At 43.1% G+C, this 22,800-nt stretch carries 18 protein-coding genes; 5 read left to right on the top strand and 13 right to left on the bottom strand.

What is annotated here, in order from left to right; genetic code table 11:
- Positions 1-163 precede the first annotated feature (163 nt).
- The 3 genes from AAG747_RS17345 (at position 164) to AAG747_RS17335 (ending at position 6,184) form a co-directional block, all read left to right on the top strand.
- A complete protein-coding gene (locus AAG747_RS17345; protein ID WP_346822471.1) occupies positions 164-1,336 on the top strand; it encodes an efflux RND transporter periplasmic adaptor subunit in 1,173 nt (390 codons plus the stop codon).
- A gap of 105 nt (positions 1,337-1,441) precedes the next feature.
- Positions 1,442-4,609 (top strand): efflux RND transporter permease subunit, encoded by a 3,168-nt coding sequence (locus AAG747_RS17340; RefSeq protein WP_346822470.1) that lies wholly within the window; start codon positions 1,442-1,444, stop codon positions 4,607-4,609.
- A 126-nt stretch (positions 4,610-4,735) separates the two neighbouring features.
- Positions 4,736-6,184, top strand: a complete 1,449-nt coding sequence (locus AAG747_RS17335) for an efflux transporter outer membrane subunit (RefSeq protein WP_346822469.1) — start codon at positions 4,736-4,738, stop codon at positions 6,182-6,184.
- A 358-nt stretch (positions 6,185-6,542) separates the two neighbouring features.
- Here the strand turns inward: AAG747_RS17335 and AAG747_RS17330 are convergent, their stop codons facing one another.
- From AAG747_RS17330 to AAG747_RS17275, 12 genes are all read right to left on the bottom strand, one after another.
- Positions 6,543-6,992, bottom strand: a complete 450-nt coding sequence (locus AAG747_RS17330) for a DinB family protein (protein WP_346822468.1) — start codon at positions 6,990-6,992, stop codon at positions 6,543-6,545.
- Between the two features lie 123 nt (positions 6,993-7,115).
- Positions 7,116-7,529 carry a DUF1348 family protein gene (locus AAG747_RS17325; protein WP_346822467.1) on the bottom strand — a complete coding sequence of 138 codons (414 nt, stop codon included), beginning with the start codon at positions 7,527-7,529 and terminating at the stop codon, positions 7,116-7,118.
- Positions 7,530-7,753: 224 nt separating this feature from the next.
- Complete coding sequence (locus tag AAG747_RS17320; protein WP_346822466.1) at positions 7,754-8,323, bottom strand: TetR/AcrR family transcriptional regulator; 570 nt, start codon at positions 8,321-8,323, stop codon at positions 7,754-7,756.
- A 190-nt stretch (positions 8,324-8,513) separates the two neighbouring features.
- Positions 8,514-8,972, bottom strand: a complete 459-nt coding sequence (locus AAG747_RS17315; RefSeq protein ID WP_346822465.1) for a GyrI-like domain-containing protein — start codon at positions 8,970-8,972, stop codon at positions 8,514-8,516.
- Between the two features lie 270 nt (positions 8,973-9,242).
- Entirely contained in the window at positions 9,243-9,710 is a 468-nt protein-coding gene (locus tag AAG747_RS17310) for a peroxiredoxin (RefSeq protein ID WP_346822464.1), read from the bottom strand.
- Positions 9,711-9,806: 96 nt separating this feature from the next.
- Positions 9,807-10,550 carry an NYN domain-containing protein gene (locus AAG747_RS17305; RefSeq protein WP_346822463.1) on the bottom strand — a complete coding sequence of 248 codons (744 nt, stop codon included), beginning with the start codon at positions 10,548-10,550 and terminating at the stop codon, positions 9,807-9,809.
- A gap of 145 nt (positions 10,551-10,695) precedes the next feature.
- Positions 10,696-11,745 (bottom strand): ADP-ribosylglycohydrolase family protein, encoded by a 1,050-nt coding sequence (locus AAG747_RS17300; protein WP_346822462.1) that lies wholly within the window; start codon positions 11,743-11,745, stop codon positions 10,696-10,698.
- A 127-nt stretch (positions 11,746-11,872) separates the two neighbouring features.
- Positions 11,873-12,919, bottom strand: coding sequence for a ketol-acid reductoisomerase (gene ilvC / locus AAG747_RS17295; protein ID WP_346822461.1), 1,047 nt, complete (start codon positions 12,917-12,919; stop codon positions 11,873-11,875).
- Between the two features lie 152 nt (positions 12,920-13,071).
- Positions 13,072-13,593 carry an acetolactate synthase small subunit gene (gene ilvN, locus AAG747_RS17290; protein ID WP_346822460.1) on the bottom strand — a complete coding sequence of 174 codons (522 nt, stop codon included), beginning with the start codon at positions 13,591-13,593 and terminating at the stop codon, positions 13,072-13,074.
- 103 nt (positions 13,594-13,696) lie between these two features.
- The gene (gene ilvB, locus AAG747_RS17285) at positions 13,697-15,439 is read right to left on the bottom strand and encodes a biosynthetic-type acetolactate synthase large subunit (protein WP_346822459.1); all 1,743 of its coding nucleotides are present in this window, start codon (positions 15,437-15,439) and stop codon (positions 13,697-13,699) included.
- Between the two features lie 282 nt (positions 15,440-15,721).
- Positions 15,722-17,404: a dihydroxy-acid dehydratase gene (gene ilvD, locus AAG747_RS17280; RefSeq protein WP_346822458.1), complete on the bottom strand. Its 1,683-nt coding sequence runs from the start codon at positions 17,402-17,404 to the stop codon at positions 15,722-15,724.
- Positions 17,405-17,605: 201 nt separating this feature from the next.
- Positions 17,606-18,499 (bottom strand): branched-chain amino acid transaminase, encoded by an 894-nt coding sequence (locus tag AAG747_RS17275; protein WP_346822457.1) that lies wholly within the window; start codon positions 18,497-18,499, stop codon positions 17,606-17,608.
- Positions 18,500-19,140: 641 nt separating this feature from the next.
- Here AAG747_RS17275 and porZ point away from each other — a divergent pair.
- Positions 19,141-21,408 (top strand): type IX secretion system anionic LPS delivery protein PorZ, encoded by a 2,268-nt coding sequence (gene porZ, locus AAG747_RS17270; protein ID WP_346822456.1) that lies wholly within the window; start codon positions 19,141-19,143, stop codon positions 21,406-21,408.
- Between the two features lie 101 nt (positions 21,409-21,509).
- Here porZ and AAG747_RS17265 read toward each other — a convergent pair whose 3' ends face one another.
- Positions 21,510-21,956, bottom strand: a complete 447-nt coding sequence (locus tag AAG747_RS17265) for a soluble NSF attachment family protein (RefSeq protein ID WP_346822455.1) — start codon at positions 21,954-21,956, stop codon at positions 21,510-21,512.
- 302 nt (positions 21,957-22,258) lie between these two features.
- Here AAG747_RS17265 and AAG747_RS17260 point away from each other — a divergent pair, with 302 nt between their 5' ends.
- Positions 22,259-22,693: an HYC_CC_PP family protein gene (locus AAG747_RS17260; protein WP_346822454.1), complete on the top strand. Its 435-nt coding sequence runs from the start codon at positions 22,259-22,261 to the stop codon at positions 22,691-22,693.
- Positions 22,694-22,800 lie beyond the last annotated feature (107 nt).

Genomic DNA, 22,800 nt, shown 5'->3' with positions numbered 1-22,800 from the left:
CACAAAAAAGAGAGTAATATTCCATTCACCCTCTAAATTCAGACACATATGTGCTTTCAATAATTCAGACAAAATACGATACAAATCCACAGGCATTGGGAATGCCAGAGGATTGATTTTACTACACTTATATCCAATTCAAATTTCAAACGGCTCTAAAACAATGTCAAATTTTAAGTATATATCCTCATTAATCAAAAACAATAGGCACCTGCGGCTATTACTGTTTATTTCCTTTGTCATAGCCATGGGAGGTTGTGGTACACCTCAACAAAAGGAAAATACGGCGGCCGAACTGCCAGTACCGGTTGCGAAACCTGTTCAAATGAAAATCACCGAATGGGACGAATATTCCGGTAGGTTCAAAGCCATGGAAAGAGTGGAAGTCCGGGCCCGGGTCAGTGGCTACATTCAAGCAGTAAAGTTTAAAGATGGTGAAATGGTACACAAAGGAGACGTCTTGTTTATCATAGACCAAAGACCTTTTAAAATAGCTTTACAACAAGCACAGGCGCAATTGGAACAGGCCAAAGCAGAAGAACGGCAAGCCCAGAGTGCTTTCGACCGGGTAAAATCTTTGCAAGGTTCCAAGGCCATTTCTCAAGAGGAATTCGACCAACGGGAACAAGCATTATATGCCGCTAAAGCACAAGTAGAAGCGGCCAAAGCCTATGTAAACAATGCCGAACTGAACTTGCAATTTACCCTGGTCAAAGCCCCGATTTCCGGCAAGGTGAGTGAAGACTTTGTCAATGCGGGGAACCTGATCAGTGGTGGAAGCGATCAATCAACATTGCTCACAACGATTGTTACCCTGGACCCGATATACTTCTATTTTGAAGGGAGCGAGTCTGCTTTTATGAAATATTCCAAGCAAAATAATGGCAACCTGGATGGAGCCAAAGTCCAAGTACAACTCCTTGGAGAGGATGGCTATGTGCACGAAGGGAAGCTGGACTTTATCGACAATGAGGTGGATTTGGGAACGGGAACCATTCAAGCCAGAGCGGTTTTTTCCAATACGGATTACGCCATCGAATCCGGAATGTTTGGCAGTGCACGTTTGGCAGGTAGCGCAGAGCATGAGGCGATTTTGATCCCCGATGCCATCATTGGTACCGACCAATCACAAAAGATTGTTTTTGTGGTAACGGACAGCAACCAAGTACAAGCCAAGCCGGTTCAATTGGGCCCTCTTTACAACAAAGATTTACGGATCGTACGAAGCGGATTAAACCCTGAAGATCAATTAATAACAGGTAATATTTTAAAAATAAGACCGGGTATGAAGGTAACTCCCGAAGACAGAAAAATAGAAGGCCTTTCCAAAAACTAACGCTGGCAAACCACCAGTAGAAAACGATTAAAAACTATTTGAAAACAGTTGGTAGGTGTGGGCTTCCTACCCTGGAAGCCTACACCCCAATGAAATGAACTTACCATGAAATTCTCTCATAATTTTATAGACCGGCCGATATTGGCTTCTGTCATCTCCATACTGGTCATTATTGTGGGTACATTGGCGTATTTTTCACTTCCGGTGTCTCAGTATCCCGAAGTGGCTCCGCCCACCATTGTGGTGACTGCTACCTACCCCGGGGCCAGTGCCGAAACCATCTCCAAAACCGTGGCCACTCCTCTTGAACAAGAAATCAACGGAGTGGAAAATATGATGTATATGCTCTCGCAGTCCACTGCGGACGGAGTCATGACGCTTACCGTAACCTTTGAATTAGGTACGGATCTGGACGAAGCACAGGTATTGGTACAAAACCGGGTAGCCATTGCAGAACCCCGGCTTCCGGAACAAGTAAGGCGTATTGGGGTAACCACCCGGAAAAACTCTCCGGACCTCATGTTGGTCATCAACTTGTTTTCTCCGGATGACAGTTACGACCAGATTTATATAGGCAACTACGCCACCTTGCAAATCAAAGACATCATCTCCCGGATCAAAGGAGTGGGTAACCTGGGTTTGTTTGGCGCCAGTGAGTATTCAATGCGGATTTGGTTAAACCCTGATGTCATCGCTTCTATGGACTTATCAGCAGGAGAAATCCTCCAAGCCCTGAGAAATCAAAACGTGCAGATTGCCAGCGGTAACCTTAACCAACCGCCTACCGGAGAGCAACATGCTTTTGAGCTAAGTGTACAAACCAAAGGTCGTCTGGAGGAGATTGAGGAATTTGAAAATATCATAGTAAAATCGGGTAAAGACGGTAGAATTGTACGGGTAAAAGACATCGGAAGGGTGGAATTGGGAGCGGCCAGTTATGCTACCAAAGGGTATTTGGGTGATAAAAAAGCAGTCGCCTTACCGGTTTTTCAACGCCCGGGCACCAATGCAGTAGAAACGGCCGATGAAATCAAAGCGACCATGGAAGAGCTTGCGAAAGATTTTCCACCCGGCTTGAGTTATGACATTGCCTACAACCCCACTGATTTTATTCAGGAGTCCATCGATGAAGTAGGCCATACTATTCTTGAAGCAGTCGTGCTGGTAGTATTTGTGATCTTGCTCTTTTTACAAACCTGGCGGGCTACCATTATTCCGATTCTGGCGATTCCGGTTTCTCTGATCGGTACTTTTGCCGTAATGCAGGCCTTGGGTTTTTCCCTGAACAACCTTACCCTTTTCGGGTTGGTACTGGCTATTGGAATTGTGGTGGATGATGCTATTGTGGTGGTGGAAAACATGGAACACAACCTGAGTAAAGGAATGAGCGTGAAAGAAGCCGCCCGGAAAACTATGAGTGAAGTGGGTGGTGCTTTGATCGCCATCGGTTTGGTGCTGGTAGCCGTATTTATCCCTACTACTTTTCTGGAAGGCATTTCGGGCCAGTTTTACAGACAGTTCGGAATTACTATTTCAGTCGCCACCATGATCTCGGTGTTTGTGTCCCTGACATTGAGCCCGGCTATGGCCGCCTTGTTATTAAAACCACATAAAAAGAAAACAACACCGCAAACATCTTCTTGGAAAAACCCGGTTTCGACATTCTTAAAGGGGTTTGAGCAATTTATGGAAAGGTTGTCAGAACGGTATGGAAAACTGGTCAACAAACTGATTAAGTTAAGCGCAGGAGTAGGAATTGTCTATATTCTATTAATGGGATTCACCTTGTTTGAATTCAACCGGATTCCTACCGGGTTTATCCCCGCCCAGGATCAGGGTTACTTCATTGTGGCCATTCAGTTACCCCCGGGGTCTTCCTTATCCAGAACAGACGATGTTATTCAGAATGCCATTGACCAATTACTGGAAACCGATGGGGTGGTCAATGCCGTAGCCTTTGCAGGCTTTGACGGTGCCAGTTTCACCAATGCTTCCAATGCGGCCACTATTTTCCCGGTGCTAGCCGACTTTGAAGAACGGAATAAAAAAGGGATTACCCACCAGGGTTTACTCAATACCATGCGTCAGAAAATGGCCGGTATAGAAGAAGCGTTTGTCGTGGTAATTCCACCGCCACCTGTACGGGGTATCGGTAATGCGGGAGGTTTCCGGATGATGATTCAGGACCGGCAAGGAAGAGGCGTCAAAGCCTTAAAAGACGCCACCAATGAATTGGCGGCTGCGGCCAACCAAGACCCTACCTTGGCCAATGTGTTCTCCTTTTTCAACACAGGCACGCCACAATTGTATTTCGACTTTGACCGGGTTCGGGCAGAGAAACTGGGCATTCCGGTAGCAGAAGTATTCAGTGCCTTGGAAATCTACTTGGGCTCTGCATTCGTCAACGATTTTAATTATCTGGGACGGACCTTCCGGGTTACAGCTCAAGCCGATGCACCCTACCGCTTGACTCCGGACGATATTTCCAGAATTAAAGTAAGAAACAAAAACGGTGAAATGGTCCCTATCGGAACATTGGGTACCTTCCAAGACATAGCCGGCCCTTCCCGGATGCCCCGGTACAACTTATACCCCGCTTCGGAATTGGTAGGAGATGTGGTGAAAGGTAAAAGTTCGGGGGATGCCATTGCAGCCATGGAAAAACTGGCCGATGAGATCTTGCCGGAAGGAATTGACTATGAATGGACAGAAATCGCTTATCAACAGAAGCGGATGGGAAATACGGCCATCATCGCTTTCGGGTTGGCAGTACTCTTTGTCTTCCTTTTATTAGCCGCCCAATACGAAAGTTGGATTTTGCCCCTGGCAGTCATTCTGATTGTTCCGATGTGTTTGCTTTCCGCAATGATCGGGGTGGATATCGCCAATATGGATAATAATATTCTTACCCAAATCGGTTTGATTGTACTGGTCGGCTTGGCCAGTAAAAATGCCATCTTGATTGTGGAATTTGCCAAACAATTGGAAGACCAAGGCAAAGGGCTGTGGCAAGCGGCTACCGAAGCGGCCAAACTACGACTGCGACCTATTTTGATGACTTCCTTCGCATTTATCCTGGGAGTGGTACCCTTGGTGACGGCCTCCGGAGCAGGAGCCGAAATGCGGCAAGCTTTGGGTGTGGCCGTATTCAGCGGCATGTTGGGAGTCACTTTTTTTGGTCTTCTGTTCACACCGGTTTTCTATGTTATTTGTAGAAAACTGGGGATGATTTCCCTTCCTAAAAAAGACAAAAACGAATTGGTAACTGCCTGAACAGTTGCCCGATAACAAACTATAAATACGTGTAAGTGACGCTTCTTGCTTACGGAGGATAAAAGGTGTCACCACCTTTTATTCCTCCCGAGGCAGGAGTAATTCGCTTAAAAGAGACAAATCACCATGAACAAAACAATCCAACATATATTTGCCATCGCTGCGGTTTGGTTGTTCAACCAAACGGCCCTTGCTCAGCAAGCAGATTCCGGACAGTGGAAGTGGCAACTTCCCAAACAACAGACCTCCATGACCTTGGGAGAGGATACCCTCAGCGCCACGCCTGCGTTTGGTTCTCACGAAAACCAACATTGGTGGGAAATATTTGGTTATCAACAACTAAATGCATTGACAGCGTTGGCCATCTCTGAAAACCAAAATATTAAAATTGCAGAAAGCAAAGTGGGGATAGCACAAGAACAGGTAAAAGTATCCAAAGCAAACCTGTATCCTTCTGTGAGTTTGAATCCTTCCTTTGCCCGGCAAGAGTTTTCAGCCAACCGCCCGATGCCCTTTGATGTAGCGGCACAAAGAGTAAGCCTGAACACCTATTCGGTTCCTTTGGATTTACGGTATGAAGTGGACATTTGGGGCAAGGCGCAAAGCAATGTAAAGGCATCCAAATACCATCTGGAAGCAAGCAATGCCAGCCAGGAGAGCATTACTCTGTTTATCGCTTCCGAAGTAGCCGGCAACTATATTCAATTGATTACCTTGGACACTGAAAACAAAATTCTGGAAAGAACTTTGACGACAAGAAAGGAAAATCTGGAAATTGTAAAAACCCGGTATTCGGCCGGACTTGCCAATGAGATTGACTTACAAAGGGCCAAAACAGAACTCTCGTCTGTGGCGGTACAATTGAAACACAACCAACTCCGTAGAACGGAAATCGAGTTGGCGCTGGCCACTTTGGCCGGGCAAAATGCAAGTACCTTTACACTTGAACAAACTGGAATCAAGTATTTACCCCCTCATATCAACCCGGTGGCATCCGGGGCATTGGCCTCCAACAGACCTGATCTGAAAGTAAGGGAGTTTTCGATAAGAGCTTATGAGGAGCAAGTGAAAAACGCAAAGAAAAAGTTATATCCTTCTTTGTACCTAGATGGCTCCTTAGGCCTATTGTCCGGTAGTTTTGATAATCTTTTTGAAAGTGAAAGCAGGAATTGGCTGGCGGGCGTCACTCTGTCTATTCCGTTATTTGAAGGAGGAAGGAGAAAATCCCAGTTCAGCATCAGCAAGTATCAAGTGCAGGCAGTACAAGAAGAATACAAGCTACAAGAGCTAATGGCGAATGAAGAAGTAGAAAGGGCCTTGTCCAATTTGCTCAGGTTAAACGAGCAATTAGTAGCCCAACAAGAGTTTCTCCAAGCCGCGCAAAAAGCTGCGGAACTTTCCGGCCAACGGTATTTAAAAGGTCTGGTCACTTACCTGGAAGTAGTAGACGCGGAAAGAATCGTATTGGAAGCCGAACGGTTATCCGCCCAACTTTTGGGACAACAGCTACTCAGTACCATTCGCTTGATTGTAGCAACAGGAGGCGAAAAAGGCATTTTGGAATTCGGTAACTAAGGCCAGAAATATTTTTATCATTGAAGTGGTTTAAACTTATGGTTTTTGACCGAAAATGGAATCAAAATCGGCTCATCAAGGCACTTTTTGAAGAGAATAGCCAAAGCTATTGTTGAAAAAAGTAACACAGAGGAGGCCTTTTTGAAACATTTTTTAGGAAAAAGAAAAAGTTTAATTCACTTCATTAAATGAAATAGAAGAATTACGAATCAAGAATGGCGAAGCTTGCACATACCAGATACTACTCTCGCCAACCGGACTTCATAAAAGCCGCTTACAGAAGCATTGTATCAAAGACTTTATAGAGCATTCATTATTCGGGATTCGGGATTCGTAATTCTTCTTACAAGAGCTAAAACTATTTCAATATTCTCCGAAGGTAATTCACCTGTCCCAAGTGATAATTCACATGCCTTACCAAATGAATCAAAAACATCCCTGTGTTTAAAGGTTCTCCGGCAGTTTTATGGGGAAATTCCTCTTCCAATTGTTCTTCGGAAATAGCAGGAATGACTTGATTGATCACTTCTATCGCCCGGTCAATTCGATTTAAAACCTCGGTTCTGGGAATATCTTTATCCGAAAATTCCTTGTCCCTTTCTCTCACATACCCGTTTTTTCCTAAAATTGCCCCTACAAAATGATGCAGGGACCCCGCCAAATGAATGGCCAAATTTCCCGCGGAATTACTGATTTCTCCCTGAACTTTCCACAAATCCCCTTCATTTTGGAATAAGCTAATTTCCTCTTTAAGTTTTGTCAGATCCAGCGTTAACAAACGCTGTACGGAAGTTTGAATAAGTGACATTTTTTTAATGGTCAATGATGAATAAATCGGATGAATACCTTGCCTGATACACAATGAACAGGCAAGGCAATCAAGAAGGATTACTCCTCTGAAGGTACGGTAAATTTAGCAAAACAAGGTTGCTTATTTCAATCTTCTTTCGTCTTCGGAAATAGGTGCGTCATTGATAGAAGCAAAGCGTTTTTGCATATAACCGTTTTCATCAAACTCCCACAATTCATTACCATATGCACGGAACCACTGCCCTTCTTCATTCCTCCACTCATATTCAAAGCGCACGGCAATACGATGATCCGTATACGACCAAAGCTCTTTTTTCAATGTATAATCCAACTCCTTGCTCCACTTATTCTCTAAAAAAGCCCTCACGTCTTCTCGCCCCTGAATAAATTTATCGCGATTTCTCCACTCTGTATCCGGGGTATAGGCTAGGCTTACTTTTACAGGATCTTTTGTATTCCAGGCGTCTTCGGCTGCCTGTACTTTTTGCGTTGCCGTTTCCAAAGTAAAAGGCGGTATAGGATGTCTTTTGTCCATAATTTTAAAATAATTAATTTAAAGTATTTTATTGATAATCAATATATCCAAACAACAAAACAGACAAATCTGTCTACTATATTTCAAAAAAAATCATTCAATTATTCTATAACGTGGTTTACCCATTACATCATCAAACTGTCAAATAAGAACCTCTTTACAAGAATCCAGCTTCTGCATAACTAGACAAATCTGTCTATATTTATATAAAAAAAACAGTCTGCTCAAGAACCTATTAAAAATTTCACACTGTTCCTTGCTGCTTCAATAGGCCAAGTGTCCTTTACGATTTTACTTTCGACAATGGCCCCTTCAAATAGTAAGTACACCGTATCAGCCAAAACCTCTCCCTTAGGGTTGTGCTTTTGAATGCAAGCTTCTCTCACCAAATCGCCGATATAACTCCGTAGCCGGGCCTTGTGTGCAATGATTTGCTCCCGCATTTCCGATTCTGCTTCGGCAAGTTCGGACAGCATATTGATGAATTTACACCCCAAATAGTTGGTTTCTTTCATATTCTTTTCCAGAAAATCAAAACATGCCAACACCTTTTGTAAGGCTTTTTCCTCTTTGGCAGTCGCCTTGTCCAAACCGTTAAACCATTCCACTCTCGCCTTTTGCAGATACACCAAACCCAATTTCTCTTTTGAGCCAAAGTGCTTGTACAAACTCGCCTTCGCGACCTTGGCTTCTTCCAGTACTTGGTTAATTCCGGTGGAATTATACCCTTGATGATAAAATAAGCGACCGGCAGTTTGGATTAAACGCTCTTCCGGATTAGATTTTTTGGCCATAGAAAAATGATTCCATTATCAATAAACAAAAGCCAGACGATAGTACAAACCTTTGTTTCGACCAACTCATGCAGCAAAGGTGAGTATTTTTTTATAAATAGACAAATTTGTCTATTATTTTTTTTTAATAAAAAATGCCAGGTTTATTAAAGAAACCTGGCATTGTATAATTCTTACGAACCTCCGGAGCCTAGTTGACAGCTATCCAGATATCCACTTCTGCTTCTTCCGGGTGTTGGGATTTCTCTCCGTACACTTCAAAATCAGTTGAATAAATTCTAGGTAAATCTGTGTTCCAAATGTTTGTCCACTCCTCATACACCACCCCTTCGGACAGTTTTCCTTTCGCAATAAACTTTTGGTACGTCCCTCCTTTTATAACAATTCCTTTCATCCCTTCGGGAACGGACTCCAGGCTCGTTACTTTACAACCCAGTACAGTTGTATAAGGCTTGGTATGATCCTTTTCATATTCGGTATATACACTGTACACCACATTATCTACCTTGTTGGGGATTTTGTCAGGAATACTTTCCGAAAGAAAAGTATCCCAAAGAGCCGGAATATCTTGTGCTGCTTGCCCGTTTTCATTACTTGTTCTTACCGCAATACCCACTATCGCAAATTCTTCCAATTGAAAGTCACTCATTTTTTTCTGATTAAATATTAGTATATACACAAATGTATGAGTGTATAATGTCAGCCCTATGTCAGTAGATTTGAGAATTATTCAATCCACAGCTAAAATACTCTCCTCACAAATCTATTACCGGTGTTAAATAACCAGGAATTCGCTTTATTTTTTCAAAAATGCCCAACCGCTTCCATTGGCATTTCTTCTCTAAAATGAATCCTCCCTTCTTTATGTAAAAAGAAGGGAGGATTCTATAAATACGCTCAGTGGATTGACGGTATCTATTTACAAAACCGTAGCTTTCTCTTGCAGCTCTTTCACCATGGCCAGGATTCCTTCCTGGTTTTCAAAAATATTGTTGCTGATATGCACAATCCGGTGGTTTGTATCTAAGAGATAGGTAACGCGTTTGGTAAATTTAATTTCCGGCATATAGGCATCGTACAACCGGGCCACTTCGCCATCGGGATCGGCCAATAGTTCAAAAGGTAGTTGATGAGCTTCTTTGAACTTCCTATGCGTTTCGATATCGTCTTTGCTAATGCCTAACACCCGGATGTTCAACTTTTTGAAAAACTCAAATGTATCCCGGAATTCACAGACTTCCAGCGTACAAACCGGGGTGAAATCTTTAGGGTAAAAATACAGGATGACTGCTTCGCCTTGTGCCTGTTTGTAAAGATCGAACGGTTCCTCTCCTTGTGTAGATTGAGCTTGAAAATTTGGCGCTTGAGTATGCAATGCAATTGACATAGTTTTATCAGGATTTTGGTTTAGGACAAAGATACACAAGGCTCAGCATAGCGTAAAATGATATTATTTATCAATACATAGATTAAATTGATAAGCCTAATCCTTATTCCTAACATAAATTAACCTGGACCTTCCTTTGTGATTCTCCCGTTGTTCAATCTCAAATTTATTCATGGCATTGATCAAAGGAGTCAACTTTTGGAAACCGTAATTACGAGAGTCAAAATTAGGTTGCTTCTTTTGTAACAAACCTCCTACATCACCCAGAAAAGCCCAACCATCGTCATCCGCCAAATCGGAAATGGTGGAAGCCACCAGGCGAATCAGCTTGGGCGTAATTTTCTCTACGCCTTCTTTTGCGGAGACTTTATTTCCATCGTTTTGATTGATTTCCGTTTCTTTATTTTTCTTGAGTATTTCCAGGTAGATAAACTTATCACAGGCTACGATGAAGGGTTCCGGAGTTTTCCGTTCGCCAATACCGATCACTTTAATTCCTGCTTCTCTCAGACGGGTAGCCAGGCGGGTAAAATCACTATCGCTGGATACCAGGCAAAACCCTTGTACCTTATCGGAATACAAAATATCCATGGCATCAATAATCATGGCCGAGTCCGTGGCATTTTTGCCGGTGGTATAGCTATATTGTTGGATCGGGGTAATGGCATTTTCCAACAAAATATTTTTCCATTTGCTAAGATGCGGTTTTGTCCAATCTCCATAAATCCGCTTAATGGTAGGATTTCCGTATTTGGCAATTTCTTCCATCATTTCTTTCACATAGCCCGCCGGGATATTATCCCCGTCAACCAATACGGCAAGGTTTATTTCACTTTCCATTTTATATGCTTTTACGAACTGTTAGAAAAATCACCCATTTCAAAGCAAAGATACACTATAGGTCAAATTAAAGAGCAAAATAGTGGGCTCACTGTAGTCATCCCAAAAATACAAATAACAAAGCCGGAGCTTAATTCAAAAGGGTTTACCGATTTCTATTCCCTTTGTTCTTTGGCAACGGATTGGTGGTACACTGGAAAAACTTCACGATTTCCTCCAATTCTTGTTGATATTCTATCCGTTCCACCCAATCTACCGGAAAAGCCTCAATTCCGCAATATGCCCCACTGAAAGCCCCTGTCAAGCAAGCGATGGAATCCGAATCACCCGATGAGTTGACAGCCCGTCTCAGTGCCTGAACAGGATCATCCGGGTGTAAAAGAAAACAGAAAAGCCCGGTCGCAAAAGACTCTTCCGCCACCCAGCCAGCTCCCGTCAACAAACAAGGGTCTTCCTTTGCATGTTGCTCCCTCAAACTTGTTTTCACTTTTTGTAAAACCCTGGAGCACTCGTCCCAACCTTTTTCGATAAATGCTTCGGGAGAGTGAAAAGGAGGCCGGTCCCATACTGATTGCAGGTAGTCTGTGTGATAAACGGTTCTTTGCTTTTCAGCATATTCCGTCAAATATTCCAGAATTTTCTCCGGACCCACTCCATGGATTAGCCGTTCAATCGCAATGGCTGTGAGTTCGGATGCTGCCAATGCCGTAGGATGCCCATGGGTAATAGCGGCTTGCAATTGAGCTACTTTGGCAATGGTAGTTTGGTCATACCCTTTCAGGCCAAGCAGTCCTACAGTGGCTACACGCATATTGGCTCCGCATCCTTTGGAGTTCAACGAACTCGCTTGAAGCCAATGGAGTCCTCTTTCCAGTTTTTCACAGGCATCGATACAAGTCATCCCCGGTGCACGGGTGTTTTCGGGATCATTCAGCCATTCGATGAAATAATGAGAAAGGCTCTTCTCCAAATGTAAAGGCTGAAGGCCATTACGATGGTTTTCGATCAGTGCTTTGGCTACGGCAATCGCCATTTGTGTATCGTCAGACACCATGATGGGGTTGCCCAGAGGCTCCATCAATCCCTTTGGTGGCCACTTTTCCAAAATTTCCTGAAAGGACAGGAATTCCGTAGGTAGTCCAAACCCGTCTCCAATGGCCATTCCAAACACACAGCCCTCAATTTTACCTTTCATACTGTTCATTAGATTGTTAAAAAAGCTCCTCTTTACTCCCAAGCATAAAGGCGGCAACATAAGGTAAATAAATGAAATAAAAAAGGGACTCAAAATTGAGTCCCTTTGAGCTGAAAAATATCTTCAACTAGTTATTTTCTGGACGTAATTTACGTACTTCCGCACCTGCTTGCCACATTTCTGAGTCATGCAATTCTTTCAATTCCACTTCCAGCTTTTCACGGTAGTCCGCTTGGCTGTTCGAGTCGATAGAACGTTGTGCTTCTTCCCCTTTGGCTACGCTGTCATACAAATCTTCAAATACAGGAGATACGGCGTCTCTGAATTTTTTCCACCAGTCCAAAGCACCTCTTTGAGCGGTAGTAGAACAGTTCGCATACATCCAATCCATTCCGTTTTCAGCCACTAATGGCATCAAACTTTGCGTCAATTCTTCTACTGTTTCGTTGAACGCTTCAGAAGGAGAGTGTCCGTTCTTTCTCAATACATCGTACTGAGCAGCAAAGATTCCTTGGATAGCTCCCATCAAAGTACCACGCTCACCTGTCAAGTCACTGTATACTTCTTTTTTGAAATCTGTTTTGAACAAGTATCCGGATCCTACAGAAATACCCAAAGCAACCACTCTTTCTTGAGCCTTGCCGGTAGCATCCTGGTGGATCGCGAAGCTAGAGTTCAACCCTCTGCCTTCCAGGAACATTCTTCTTAAGCTGGTTCCTGAACCTTTCGGTGCTACCAAGAATACGTCTACGTCTGCAGGAGGTACGATACCTGTACGGTCGTTATAAGTTACTCCAAAGCCATGAGAGAAATACAAAGCTTTTCCCGGAGTCAAGTATTTTTTCACAGTTGGCCAAAGCTCGATTTGCGCAGCATCTGACAACAAATAACAGATGATGGTACCTTTTTCCAATGCTTCTTCGATTTCGAAAAGGGTCTCACCAGGTACAAATCCATCTGCAACCGCTTTATCCCAGCTCTTCGAAGGTTTTCTTTGACCTACAATTACATTGATACCGTTTTCTTTCATGTTCAATGCTTGGCCAGGACCTTGTACCCCGTATCCAATCACTGCAACCACCTCATCTTTTAATACTTCTTGAGCTTTAGATAATGGGAACTCTTCTCTGGTGACTACTTCTTCCTCTACGCCTCCGAAATTAATCTTTGCCATAAACTTTAACTTTTGAAATTGATTTAAATAAGATTCGATTTAAACTTTAACTTTTCTGCTTGATTTCACAGAGTATTCGCAAAAATACGAAATGATCGTATATCTTGTTTTCTTTCCCCGGTCTTTATCCATGTATGGGAAAACTTGAAGGATTATTGTTCGTATTCCTTCAACAGTTCACTCACATTTTGAACGGATTCCGAAAGGGCAATCCGGCCGGAACGGGCAAACTGTAACAAGCCATAGGGTTTTAACTCTTCGTACAGGGCATGAGTTTCATGTTCGTGCCCGGTTTTCTCAATGATGATAAAATCCGGCTTTACCGCTAAAATCCTTGCGTGATTTGCCCGGACAATTTGCTCGATTTTGTTGCCATCCTGCAAGCCGGAAACGGCTACTTTATAAAGAGCAATCTCCTGAAAGAAGATCTCTTTGTCTTCGTAGTAAAAACACTTGATGACATCAATCACCTTCTCAATTTGTTTGACCAGTTTTTCAATTGCTTCCTCGGTGGTTTCCAACACGATGGTGAACCGGTGTACTCCTTCTACTTCAGAGGCAGAGGTAGTCAAACTTTCTATGTTGAGCCTTCTTCGGGTGAATATGATGGTAATCTTATTGGTCAACCCCACCGTATTCTCTGTAAATATCGATAGCGTAAATCGCTTTTTCATGAGCTTATAGTATTAGACAATTGGTGAATTGGATAGTAGCCTTCGAGCAAAAAGCTAAAGGCTACACAGACAAACAAAGGGATTCGTCCCTTCTGTTTCGCTACTATTCCAAACGGATATTCGAAACCGACTCTCCCGTAGGAACCATAGGGAACACATTATGCTCCTTCTCCACGACTACTTCCATGAAGTAGGCATCTTTCGAATCCAACATTTTCTGCAAAGCATCCTTTAAGTCACTTCGTTCTACCACTTGTTTTCCGTCAATATCAAAACTTTCTGCCAGTTTGATAAAATTCGGGTTGGTCATTTCCGTAAAGGAATAGCGTTTGTCAAAAAACAGCTGTTGCCACTGTCTCACCATACCCAGGAACTGATTGTTCAACACCAATACTTTGACCGGTATTTTGTATTGGAAAATGGTACCTAATTCCTGAAAAGTCATTTGGAAACCACCATCCCCGATAATGGCAATTACCTCCCGGTCTGGCTGTCCCAGTTTTGCCCCTACGGCTGCCGGCAAGGCAAATCCCATCGTACCCAAGCCACCGGAAGTTACATTACTGTCCGTTTGTTTGAATTCATAATACCGGGATGCAATCATTTGATGCTGTCCTACATCCGTGACGATGATGGCTTTTCCCTCGGTCATGTCCGAAAGCATTTTTACGACTTCCGACATATGAATTCGATGAGAATGAGGGTGGAAATCGTGTTTAATAACCTTTTCAAATTCCTTCTCATCACATTTTCTAAATCCTTCCAGCCATTCCGCATGTGACTTCCGCTCCAGTTTGGGAAGGAGTCTTGTCAAGGCTTCTTTGGCATCGGCCACCACCGGCACATCCGCCTTCACATTTTTATTAATTTCAGCGGGGTCAATTTCGATATGAATCACTTTGGCTTGCTTGGCATACCGGCTTAAATCACCGGTTACCCGGTCGTCAAAGCGCATTCCCACGGCAATCAGTACATCACATTCATTGGTCATTACGTTCGGGCCGTAATTTCCATGCATTCCCAACATACCCACGTACAAGGGATGATCCGTTGGGAAAGCTGATAACCCCAGCAATGTACTGCCTGAAGGGATACCTGCTTTTTCGATAACTTGCTTGAGCTCTTCTTCCGCTTTAGATAACAATACCCCATGTCCTATCAAGAGGAAAGGTCGCTTCGCCGAGTTAATTAAGGCAGCGGCCGCATTTAAAGCCTCTTCTTTAGGGTCCGAGACGGGTTTATAGCTACGGATATGTGTGCAAGGTTGATATTCAAAGTCACATTCTTCATTCTGAGCATTTTTGGTAATATCCACGACTACCGGCCCTGGTCTTCCGCTACGGGCAATATAGAAGGCTTTGGCAATTGCCGGGCCGATCTCTGCGGCAGAGGTCACTTGGATATTCCACTTGGTCACAGGCATGGAAATCCCCACTACATCCGTTTCCTGAAAGGCATCCGTACCCAGTAGATGTTTGGCCACTTGCCCGGTAATACAAACCATAGGCGTAGAGTCGATCATCGCATCCGCAATTCCGGTAATCAGGTTGGTTGCTCCGGGACCAGAAGTAGCAAAACAGACACCGACTTCGTTGGTTACCCGGGAGTAGCCCTGAGCTGCGTGGGTCGCTCCTTGCTCATGCCGGACCAGAATATGGTTGATTTGATCTTGATAGTGGTACAACGCGTCATAAACGGGCATAATCGCTCCACCCGGATATCCAAAAATGGTATCAACGCCTTCCTCGAGTAAGGATAGAATTACTGCTTCAGCTCCTGTCACTTTTTTACTTTGACCGGCTGAGGGATCCGCCTCTAAGGTGCTCTCTTTCAATGTAGAAGACATATCGAATTTATTTGATTTGAAAGTTTCATTATCAATTAGCTGATGATCAGCGCACTCTTTTGCCCGGCATAAACTTTTTGGCATATACCGAACCAGCCTTCACGGTTCGATCTTTTGCAGGAAGAGGCCAGCCCCCTCCTTTGTCCAATGATCTCGAATCAGTTTTTGCAAACCGAAACCTTGAAGGAATTTCCCTTTGGTAGTAAAATGTTATACAGAATGTGTTTTTAGGATAATAGTAGAAAGAGGAGCAAACCTTAAGAATGTTCCTCTCCCTTTGCATTAGTTTTCGTCAGTAACACAGCCTTCCGAAGCTGAAGCAACAGACTTCAAGTATTTATATAAAATGCCTTTGGTGGCTTTGGGTACAGGTTGTTTCCACTCTGCCCTTCTTTTAGCCAGTTCCTCTTCGCTGAGGTCAACCTCCAGTTTGTTATTGACCGCATCAATGGTAATCACATCACCGTCTTTCACCAGAGCAATTCCTCCTCCTTCATATGCTTCGGGCGTAATGTGGCCCACCACAAATCCGTGAGTTCCTCCTGAAAAACGCCCATCCGTAATCAGGGCAACGGACTTGCCCAGTCCGGCTCCCATAATGGCAGAGGTAGGCTTTAACATTTCCGGCATTCCCGGACCGCCTTTAGGACCTAAATTACGGATCACAAGCACATCACCTGCCTGGATTTTTTTATCTCCGATGGCACTGATAACATCCGCTTCATTCTCGAAGACGCGGGCCGGACCTGTAAAGGTTTCTCCTTCTTTTCCGGTGATTTTGGCTACGGAACCTTCTTCGGCCAGATTACCATACAAGATTTGTAAGTGACCTGTTTGCTTTAAAGGCTTGTCAACAGGCATGATCACATCTTGCCCTTCTTCCAAACCGGGAACCGCTTCCAAGTTTTCGGCCAAGGTTTTTCCGGTAACGGTCATACAACTACCGTCCAGATAGCCCTCTTGTAACAAGAACTTCATCACAGCAGGTGTACCACCAATGCGATGAACGTCTTCCATCAGGTATTTTCCACTTGGCTTGAGATCCGCTAAGAAAGGAGTAGTATCACTGATGCGTTGGAAGTCATCAATGGTAAAGTCAATTTCAAAAGCTTTGGCGATTGCGATAATGTGCAGAACGGCATTGGTCGATCCTCCTAAAGCCATGGTCAGTGTAACGGCATTTTCCAAAGACTTGCGGGTAACGATGTCTCTAGGTTTGAGATCCAGCTCCAACAAACGCAGCATTTGCTCACCGGCCTTTACACATTCCTGAAGTTTTTCAGGGCTTTTTGCCGGGTTAGAAGCACTATAAGGCAAACTCATTCCCATTGCTTCAATGGCTGAAGCCATGGTATTGGCGGTGTACATTCCACCGCAGGCTCCTGCTCCCGGACAAGCATGGTGAACGACTCCTTTAAAGTCTTCTTCGTTCATGCTCCCCGCCATTTTTTCTCCCAGTGCTTCAAAGGCAGAAACAATATTGAGTTTTTTGTTTTTATAGCATCCGGAGGCAATAGTTCCTCCGTAAATCAGGATTCCCGGACGGTTCAACCGGCCTAAAGCAATCATGGCTCCGGGCATATTTTTATCACAACCCACTACCGTGGCCACTCCATCGTACCATTGCCCGCCAACGATTGTCTCAATTGAATCTGCAATTACATCTCTTGAAGGTAAAGAATAATGCATCCCTGCTGTTCCCATCGAAATGCCATCACTCACACCAATGGTATTAAAACCCAACCCCACCAATCCGGCATTCTGCACTCCCACTTTCACTTGTTTCGCCAGGTCATTCAAGTGCATGTTACAAGGGTTGCCATCAAACCCAGTACTAGCAATCCCCACTTGCGCTTTTTGCAAGTCTTCATCGGTCATGCCTATTGCATGAAGCATTGCTTGAGCGGCAGGCTGTGTAGGATCCTGCGTGATATGCTTACTGTATTTATTTAATTCTTTACCCACTGTTGTTAATTTTTTTGATTTGAACTTTTTTTCGAATGTTTGTAAGAATGGTTGTTTTTGTTGGTTGATACAATCCCGGCACGAAATGCCGGATATGTTTTCACAAATACAACCTAATTCACTATCACTATTTATTTTTTATTTGCCGTCAAAACCGGCACTTTACTCTAAAACCCGTTGAATAGAGACCCTCTTTCCTGTTTAGATAATCGAATAGCCGTCGTATTCGCTTTGGGTCACCTTATGTCCGTATTTAATCAGTAAGGCACTCCCAATGGTATCTTCCCACTTTTTCTTGAAAGGTTTTCCATCAATTGACTTCAAACCGGTAATCTGCGAAGCCGTACCTGTAAAAAAGGCGGCATCCACATTTGCCAATTCTTCGGGAGTAAAAAGCCGCTCTTCCACTTCTACCCCCAGCTCGGCAGCAAGATTTATGATGGTTTGCCGGGTGATCCCGGGCAATATACTTCCGCGAGGCGGAGTGTATAATTTTCCTTCGTTCTCATAAAAAAAATTAGATCCCGGGCCTTCTGCCACGTATCCTTCGTAATCCAACATCAAGGCCGCATCGTACCCTTCTTTCCGGGCCTCATTGTTTGCTACCATGGAGTATAAATATTGCCCGCAAATTTTTGCCTCTACCAAAAAGTTCTTAGGCTTGGGTTTCTGTACCGAGGAGACCTTGACATCCAGCAGGTCTTTCCCCATGTATTTCCCCCACTTCCATACGGCAATCAACAAATGTTTTTTCTCAGCAGGCACCAATTCCATATTGGTTCCCAGGTACAACATAGGGCGGATATAAGCATTGGTCATACTATTTTTTTCCAGCAGTTGGTAAGTGATATTGATCAACTCATCCGTAGTATAAGGCACCTTCAACTGCAGGTTCTCCGCTGATTGTATAAAGCGCTCGTAATGTTCACGGGCTTTAAATATATGTGGCCCCAGGGCCGTATCATAAGCTCGTAAGGCGTCAAAAACGCCATAGCCATAATGCAAGGTCTGAGAAAAGGGGTTAACCCCTAACTTTTCTCCTTTGACAAAACTGCCATCATGAAAGACGATCGTATTTTTGGTTGGATAAAGCATTCGTATTGGTGTTTGACATGTTGGTTAAGGTGTATTGATTTAAGTAAAAAAAAACCACTATCAGGCAAGTGATAATGGTTTTTGGTTCCTATAAAATTTATCAAAAGATACTCAAACCATCATCACTCTCTCAGGAATAATGACAACGACTAGGTGAATTAGCACTATGGTAAGAGTATTATATAGCATCTTCTTTGTCTTTCGGATAGTAAAGATAAAACAGCTTAAAACTAATTTCCAAATATTATTTTAATATTTTTTCGAATGACAGGATACTGCAATCCGCTTCCCTCCTATTACACAGAATTATATTTTGCTTATATGCAGAATACAGAATAATTTATTACAAACACTTAAAATTCCTAAAACATATTTTACACACTCCCGGATTTTTAATTCATCAAATTATTTCCTTCTTTTTTTAGCACTTTACTAAAAAAGCCTTCTTTTTTTTATCATCTATTTAAAATATCAAGCTATTCATTTAAGCTTGTCCATAAAAGCCCGATGGGATACATCTGGCCACATGTAAGTACAGAATATTGCTTTCAAATTCGTATCTTTCAATTTTCCAGTACTATCTGTGGTACCCTAATAGATCCTTACAGGTGGTATGAAGGTATAGAGATGAAAAGACTTGTATGAAAAAGACCGTTTTACTTCTGCTATTAGGCTTGGGGAAGTTTCTGTTTAGCTATGGACAACAAAACATTCCGGTGAATACATGGAGAACCCACCTCACTTACCACAATGCGTATTCACTGACAGCAACCCCCGAACGGATCTATTGTGCTTCGCAAAACGGTTTATTTTACCTGGAAAAAAACAATGGTCAATTGGGCACCCTATCGAAACTGGATGATTTGAGCGACAATGGCATCAGCGACCTGGAATACAGCAGTCTGCATCAAACCTTACTCATCGCCTATACCAATGGAAACATCGACTTGATTACCGAAGCGGAAATTATCAACATCCGCTCCCTCTTAAACTCCGGCATTGAAAATATCCGGATATATGACATTACCTTGAATAATCACTTTGCCTACCTTGCCACATCTTTTGGCTTAGTAAAGCTGGACATCAACAAACCGGAAGTCAAAGAAACCTATCTGAATATCGGACCGGAAGGGAGCCGGGTAGAAGTATTCGCTTCTTGTATTTCTCAGGATAGTCTGTTTATCGCTACGGAAAGAGGGGTACAAGTAGCATCCTTGGCCCCGGAAATCAACCGTTTGGACTTTCGCAACTGGACAACATTGGCAAATGTCCCCGGGCAAGCAGTAAAACATATTGCCGCATTATCAGGACAAGGCGTTTTCTTTCCCATCGCATCAGATCATCTTTATCAATATCAAAACGGCAAGGTAAAAGCTTTGGACATTGCAGCGGGACAAAACTATACGTACTTGTCCTCGTCCCAAAACAAACTTTTACTTAGTACCGGCTCAACCTTATGGATGATTGATGCTAATTTACAAGCCACGGCTTTACAAGTCGACCCCCTGGTTGCTCCTCATAAAGCTTTACTTGACAAACAAAACGTATTATGGGTAGCCGATGCGGAAACCGGTTTGGTCAAACATCAGTCAAACCAATCGAGCACTTACTTTCCCAGCGGACCGCTGTCTCCTACCAATTTCAAATTATTTGCCGTTCAGGACAAAATCATTTGTCTTTCGGGAGGCTATGACCCGGACCTTCAACCCTGGAACAATACGCTTGGTTTTTATGTCTTTGAAAACGGCTCATGGACGAATTATACTTCACGAGCCAATTATATCGGAGCCGAAGCAATACCATTGATGAAAGATCCTGTAGCCTTGGGATACCAAGCAAGCCAATCTCTTATCTATATAGGTATGTTAGGAGAGGGTTTATTTCTTTGGGATCTTCAAAATAACTCCTTTTCCAAAAAGACAGATGCTCCTTTGGTAAGTACAAACAATGGCCAGGTACATATTACGGGGATGGTTCCAGATCAAGAAGACAACCTTTGGCTGGCAAACTACGGTGTCCCTTCCTCCCGTGCTTCCTTTCATCGCATCGCTCCGGATGGCTCCTGGCAATCTGTCCGGTTGCCTGTAAGTGCAGCTTCTTACCCTGTGGAAATGGTAGTAGACAAGAACAACTTCAAATGGGTCCGGATAGCAAAACATCAAGGCGGAGGGATTTTGGTATTTGATGATGAGCAACGCTTCAAATTGCTCAAAAGCGGAGAAAACAATGGTAACTTACCTACGAACGGAGTCAATTGTTTGGCTTTGGATCAAAATGGCAGCCTCTGGGTAGGGACAGATGACGGCATCGTGGAATTCTTTGATACCTATGCGGTCCTCAACAGCCATCAAATTGATGGGACCTTCCCACGGTTTGACGGACGGCCTTTATTAAAGGATGAAAAAATCACGGCTTTGGCCGTAGACGGAGGCAACCGGAAATGGATAGGCACCGACAAAGGAGTCTGGCTTTTCTCAGAAGACGGCTCGGAACTAATCCATCATTTTACCACAGATAATAGTCCTTTACTTGCGAACGCCATCCATAGTATTGCCATACAAGCTAATAGCGGTGAGGTATTTTTTGGTACCTCTCAAGGAATCATATCCTTTCGCTCGGATGCCACAGAAGCCAAAGAGACTCATCAGGATGTAAAAATATTTCCCAACCCTGTCCGTCCGGAATATGGAGGCTGGGTGACAATTTCGGGCTTGGCCAAAGATGCCATCATAAAAATTACCGATGTGTCCGGAAAATTGATTTGGGAAACCCAGGCCAATGGGGGTACAGCTACTTGGAACGCCCACAACTACAAGGGCAAAAAAGCCAAAACGGGTATTTACCTGATCTTCAGTGCCGATGAAGAGGGGGAGGAAACCTTTGTAGGTAAATTAGCCGTGATCGAATAAAAAATCCCAGTGGAATACACTGGGATTTAGCGAGCTGCAAATAAAATTTATATAAGAAAATGCACTAACTAATTAGAAATTATAAAATGCTCAAGTTGACTTTATTGTTCGTAAGAGCTAAGTTCTTTGGATAACATCGCAATTTTTTCCTGTATTTCTGTAAAGTCAGCATAAGGATCTTTGGCTTTCACCAATTCCATACTTTTGATATAGGCATCAATGGCTTTCTCCGGCAAATTATTTTGAGTATAATAGTCCCCTTTGATCCGCAGGTTTAAAGGAGTTTCCTTGATTTCAATGGATTTTTTCAACCATTCGTACGCCTCTTTCATATTGACTTTTTTACCAAAGCACATTTCGGCCGCCAATGCATAAGTTTTCCAATCATCAGGACTGGCTTTTTCTACTTTTGCCTTGGCTTTTTTCAATACTTTTGCTTGGCTTTTAGTGATTTTCTCTCCATCCGCAAATGCGGACATGCTGATAAATACCATTCCTAATACAAGCGCAATCAACGATTTGAATCCAAACGATTTTGAATAGTTCATAGTAGAAGTAAAGTTATATAAAAATTAATTCGACACTTTTCCTTTCTTTTGCCAAGCTTGTACCAAAAACAAACAAGACACTATTTATCAAACAGTTACAAGCAAATCAACTCAATAACGACTTTATGCTTATGATCTATAATGATACAACCACTGTACGAATATGTACATAAATTTGTCCTATGTATAAAGGAATGAGCCTTTGCCAAAGAGCAGAAACGACCCGGCAAAAAAATTTTATAACATTTTCCGGAAATTATATAAACACAGACTCAAAAGGATTGTGGAATTTTGCACTTATAATGCGTAAAAAGTTACAATCCATAGGAGCTTTTTTAATGACATGCATGGTGCTGGTTTCCTCTACCGGCTTTACCATCAACGGGCATTTATGTAAAGGGGCTTTACAAAGCATTGCGCTGTTTGCACAAGCGCAAGTTTGTGAACATGCTTTACCGCAAGCCAGCACTTCCGATACCTGTTCAATTGAATTTAAAAACCGGCAACACCAGAAAGATTGTTGCAGTGAAATAGCACTTTCGGTACCTGCCAAAGAAAAATACCCGCCGACACTTTCAAGTGTGAAAGTGCCCTTCTCACAGGTATTTATTGGCGGTTTCTATACGAATACATTCAATACGTTTGCAAATAAACTTCAGTATTTACAAGCCAAACGTTACCTCCCTCCCTTGATTGGGCCAGTTATTTTTTTGTGGGTCCAGTCTTTCCTCTTATAATATTCTTATAAGGTTCGCTTGGGTTACCCTAAGCAGAATTATACTCTCCTTGTTCATTTTTACACCGCTGTTCATTCCTCCTCCGCTTTTTCCTCAAAGAAGAGGAA

The organism is Rapidithrix thailandica (assembly GCF_039710355.1).
Classification (GTDB): Bacteria; Bacteroidota; Bacteroidia; order Cytophagales; family Flammeovirgaceae; genus Rapidithrix; species Rapidithrix thailandica.
The sequence above is the reverse complement of the archived record's forward strand: the minus strand, read 5'-3'. Positions and strand labels throughout refer to the sequence as shown.

What these genes read in the sequence shown, in the direction of transcription:
- AAG747_RS17345 (WP_346822471.1), top strand. Translation starts at nt 164, where the DNA reads ATGTCAAATTTTAAGTATATATCCTCATTAATCAAAAACAATAGGCAC.
- AAG747_RS17340 (WP_346822470.1), top strand. Translation starts at nt 1,442, where the DNA reads ATGAAATTCTCTCATAATTTTATAGACCGGCCGATATTGGCTTCTGTC.
- AAG747_RS17335 (WP_346822469.1), top strand. Translation starts at nt 4,736, where the DNA reads ATGAACAAAACAATCCAACATATATTTGCCATCGCTGCGGTTTGGTTG.
- AAG747_RS17330 (WP_346822468.1), bottom strand. Translation starts at nt 6,992, where the DNA reads ATGTCACTTATTCAAACTTCCGTACAGCGTTTGTTAACGCTGGATCTG.
- AAG747_RS17325 (WP_346822467.1), bottom strand. Translation starts at nt 7,529, where the DNA reads ATGGACAAAAGACATCCTATACCGCCTTTTACTTTGGAAACGGCAACG.
- AAG747_RS17320 (WP_346822466.1), bottom strand. Translation starts at nt 8,323, where the DNA reads ATGGCCAAAAAATCTAATCCGGAAGAGCGTTTAATCCAAACTGCCGGT.
- AAG747_RS17315 (WP_346822465.1), bottom strand. Translation starts at nt 8,972, where the DNA reads ATGAGTGACTTTCAATTGGAAGAATTTGCGATAGTGGGTATTGCGGTA.
- AAG747_RS17310 (WP_346822464.1), bottom strand. Translation starts at nt 9,710, where the DNA reads ATGTCAATTGCATTGCATACTCAAGCGCCAAATTTTCAAGCTCAATCT.
- AAG747_RS17305 (WP_346822463.1), bottom strand. Translation starts at nt 10,550, where the DNA reads ATGGAAAGTGAAATAAACCTTGCCGTATTGGTTGACGGGGATAATATC.
- AAG747_RS17300 (WP_346822462.1), bottom strand. Translation starts at nt 11,745, where the DNA reads ATGAAAGGTAAAATTGAGGGCTGTGTGTTTGGAATGGCCATTGGAGAC.
- ilvC (WP_346822461.1), bottom strand. Translation starts at nt 12,919, where the DNA reads ATGGCAAAGATTAATTTCGGAGGCGTAGAGGAAGAAGTAGTCACCAGA.
- ilvN (WP_346822460.1), bottom strand. Translation starts at nt 13,593, where the DNA reads ATGAAAAAGCGATTTACGCTATCGATATTTACAGAGAATACGGTGGGG.
- ilvB (WP_346822459.1), bottom strand. Translation starts at nt 15,439, where the DNA reads ATGTCTTCTACATTGAAAGAGAGCACCTTAGAGGCGGATCCCTCAGCC.
- AAG747_RS17275 (WP_346822457.1), bottom strand. Translation starts at nt 18,499, where the DNA reads ATGCTTTATCCAACCAAAAATACGATCGTCTTTCATGATGGCAGTTTT.
- porZ (WP_346822456.1), top strand. Translation starts at nt 19,141, where the DNA reads ATGAAAAAGACCGTTTTACTTCTGCTATTAGGCTTGGGGAAGTTTCTG.
- AAG747_RS17265 (WP_346822455.1), bottom strand. Translation starts at nt 21,956, where the DNA reads ATGAACTATTCAAAATCGTTTGGATTCAAATCGTTGATTGCGCTTGTA.
- AAG747_RS17260 (WP_346822454.1), top strand. Translation starts at nt 22,259, where the DNA reads ATGCGTAAAAAGTTACAATCCATAGGAGCTTTTTTAATGACATGCATG.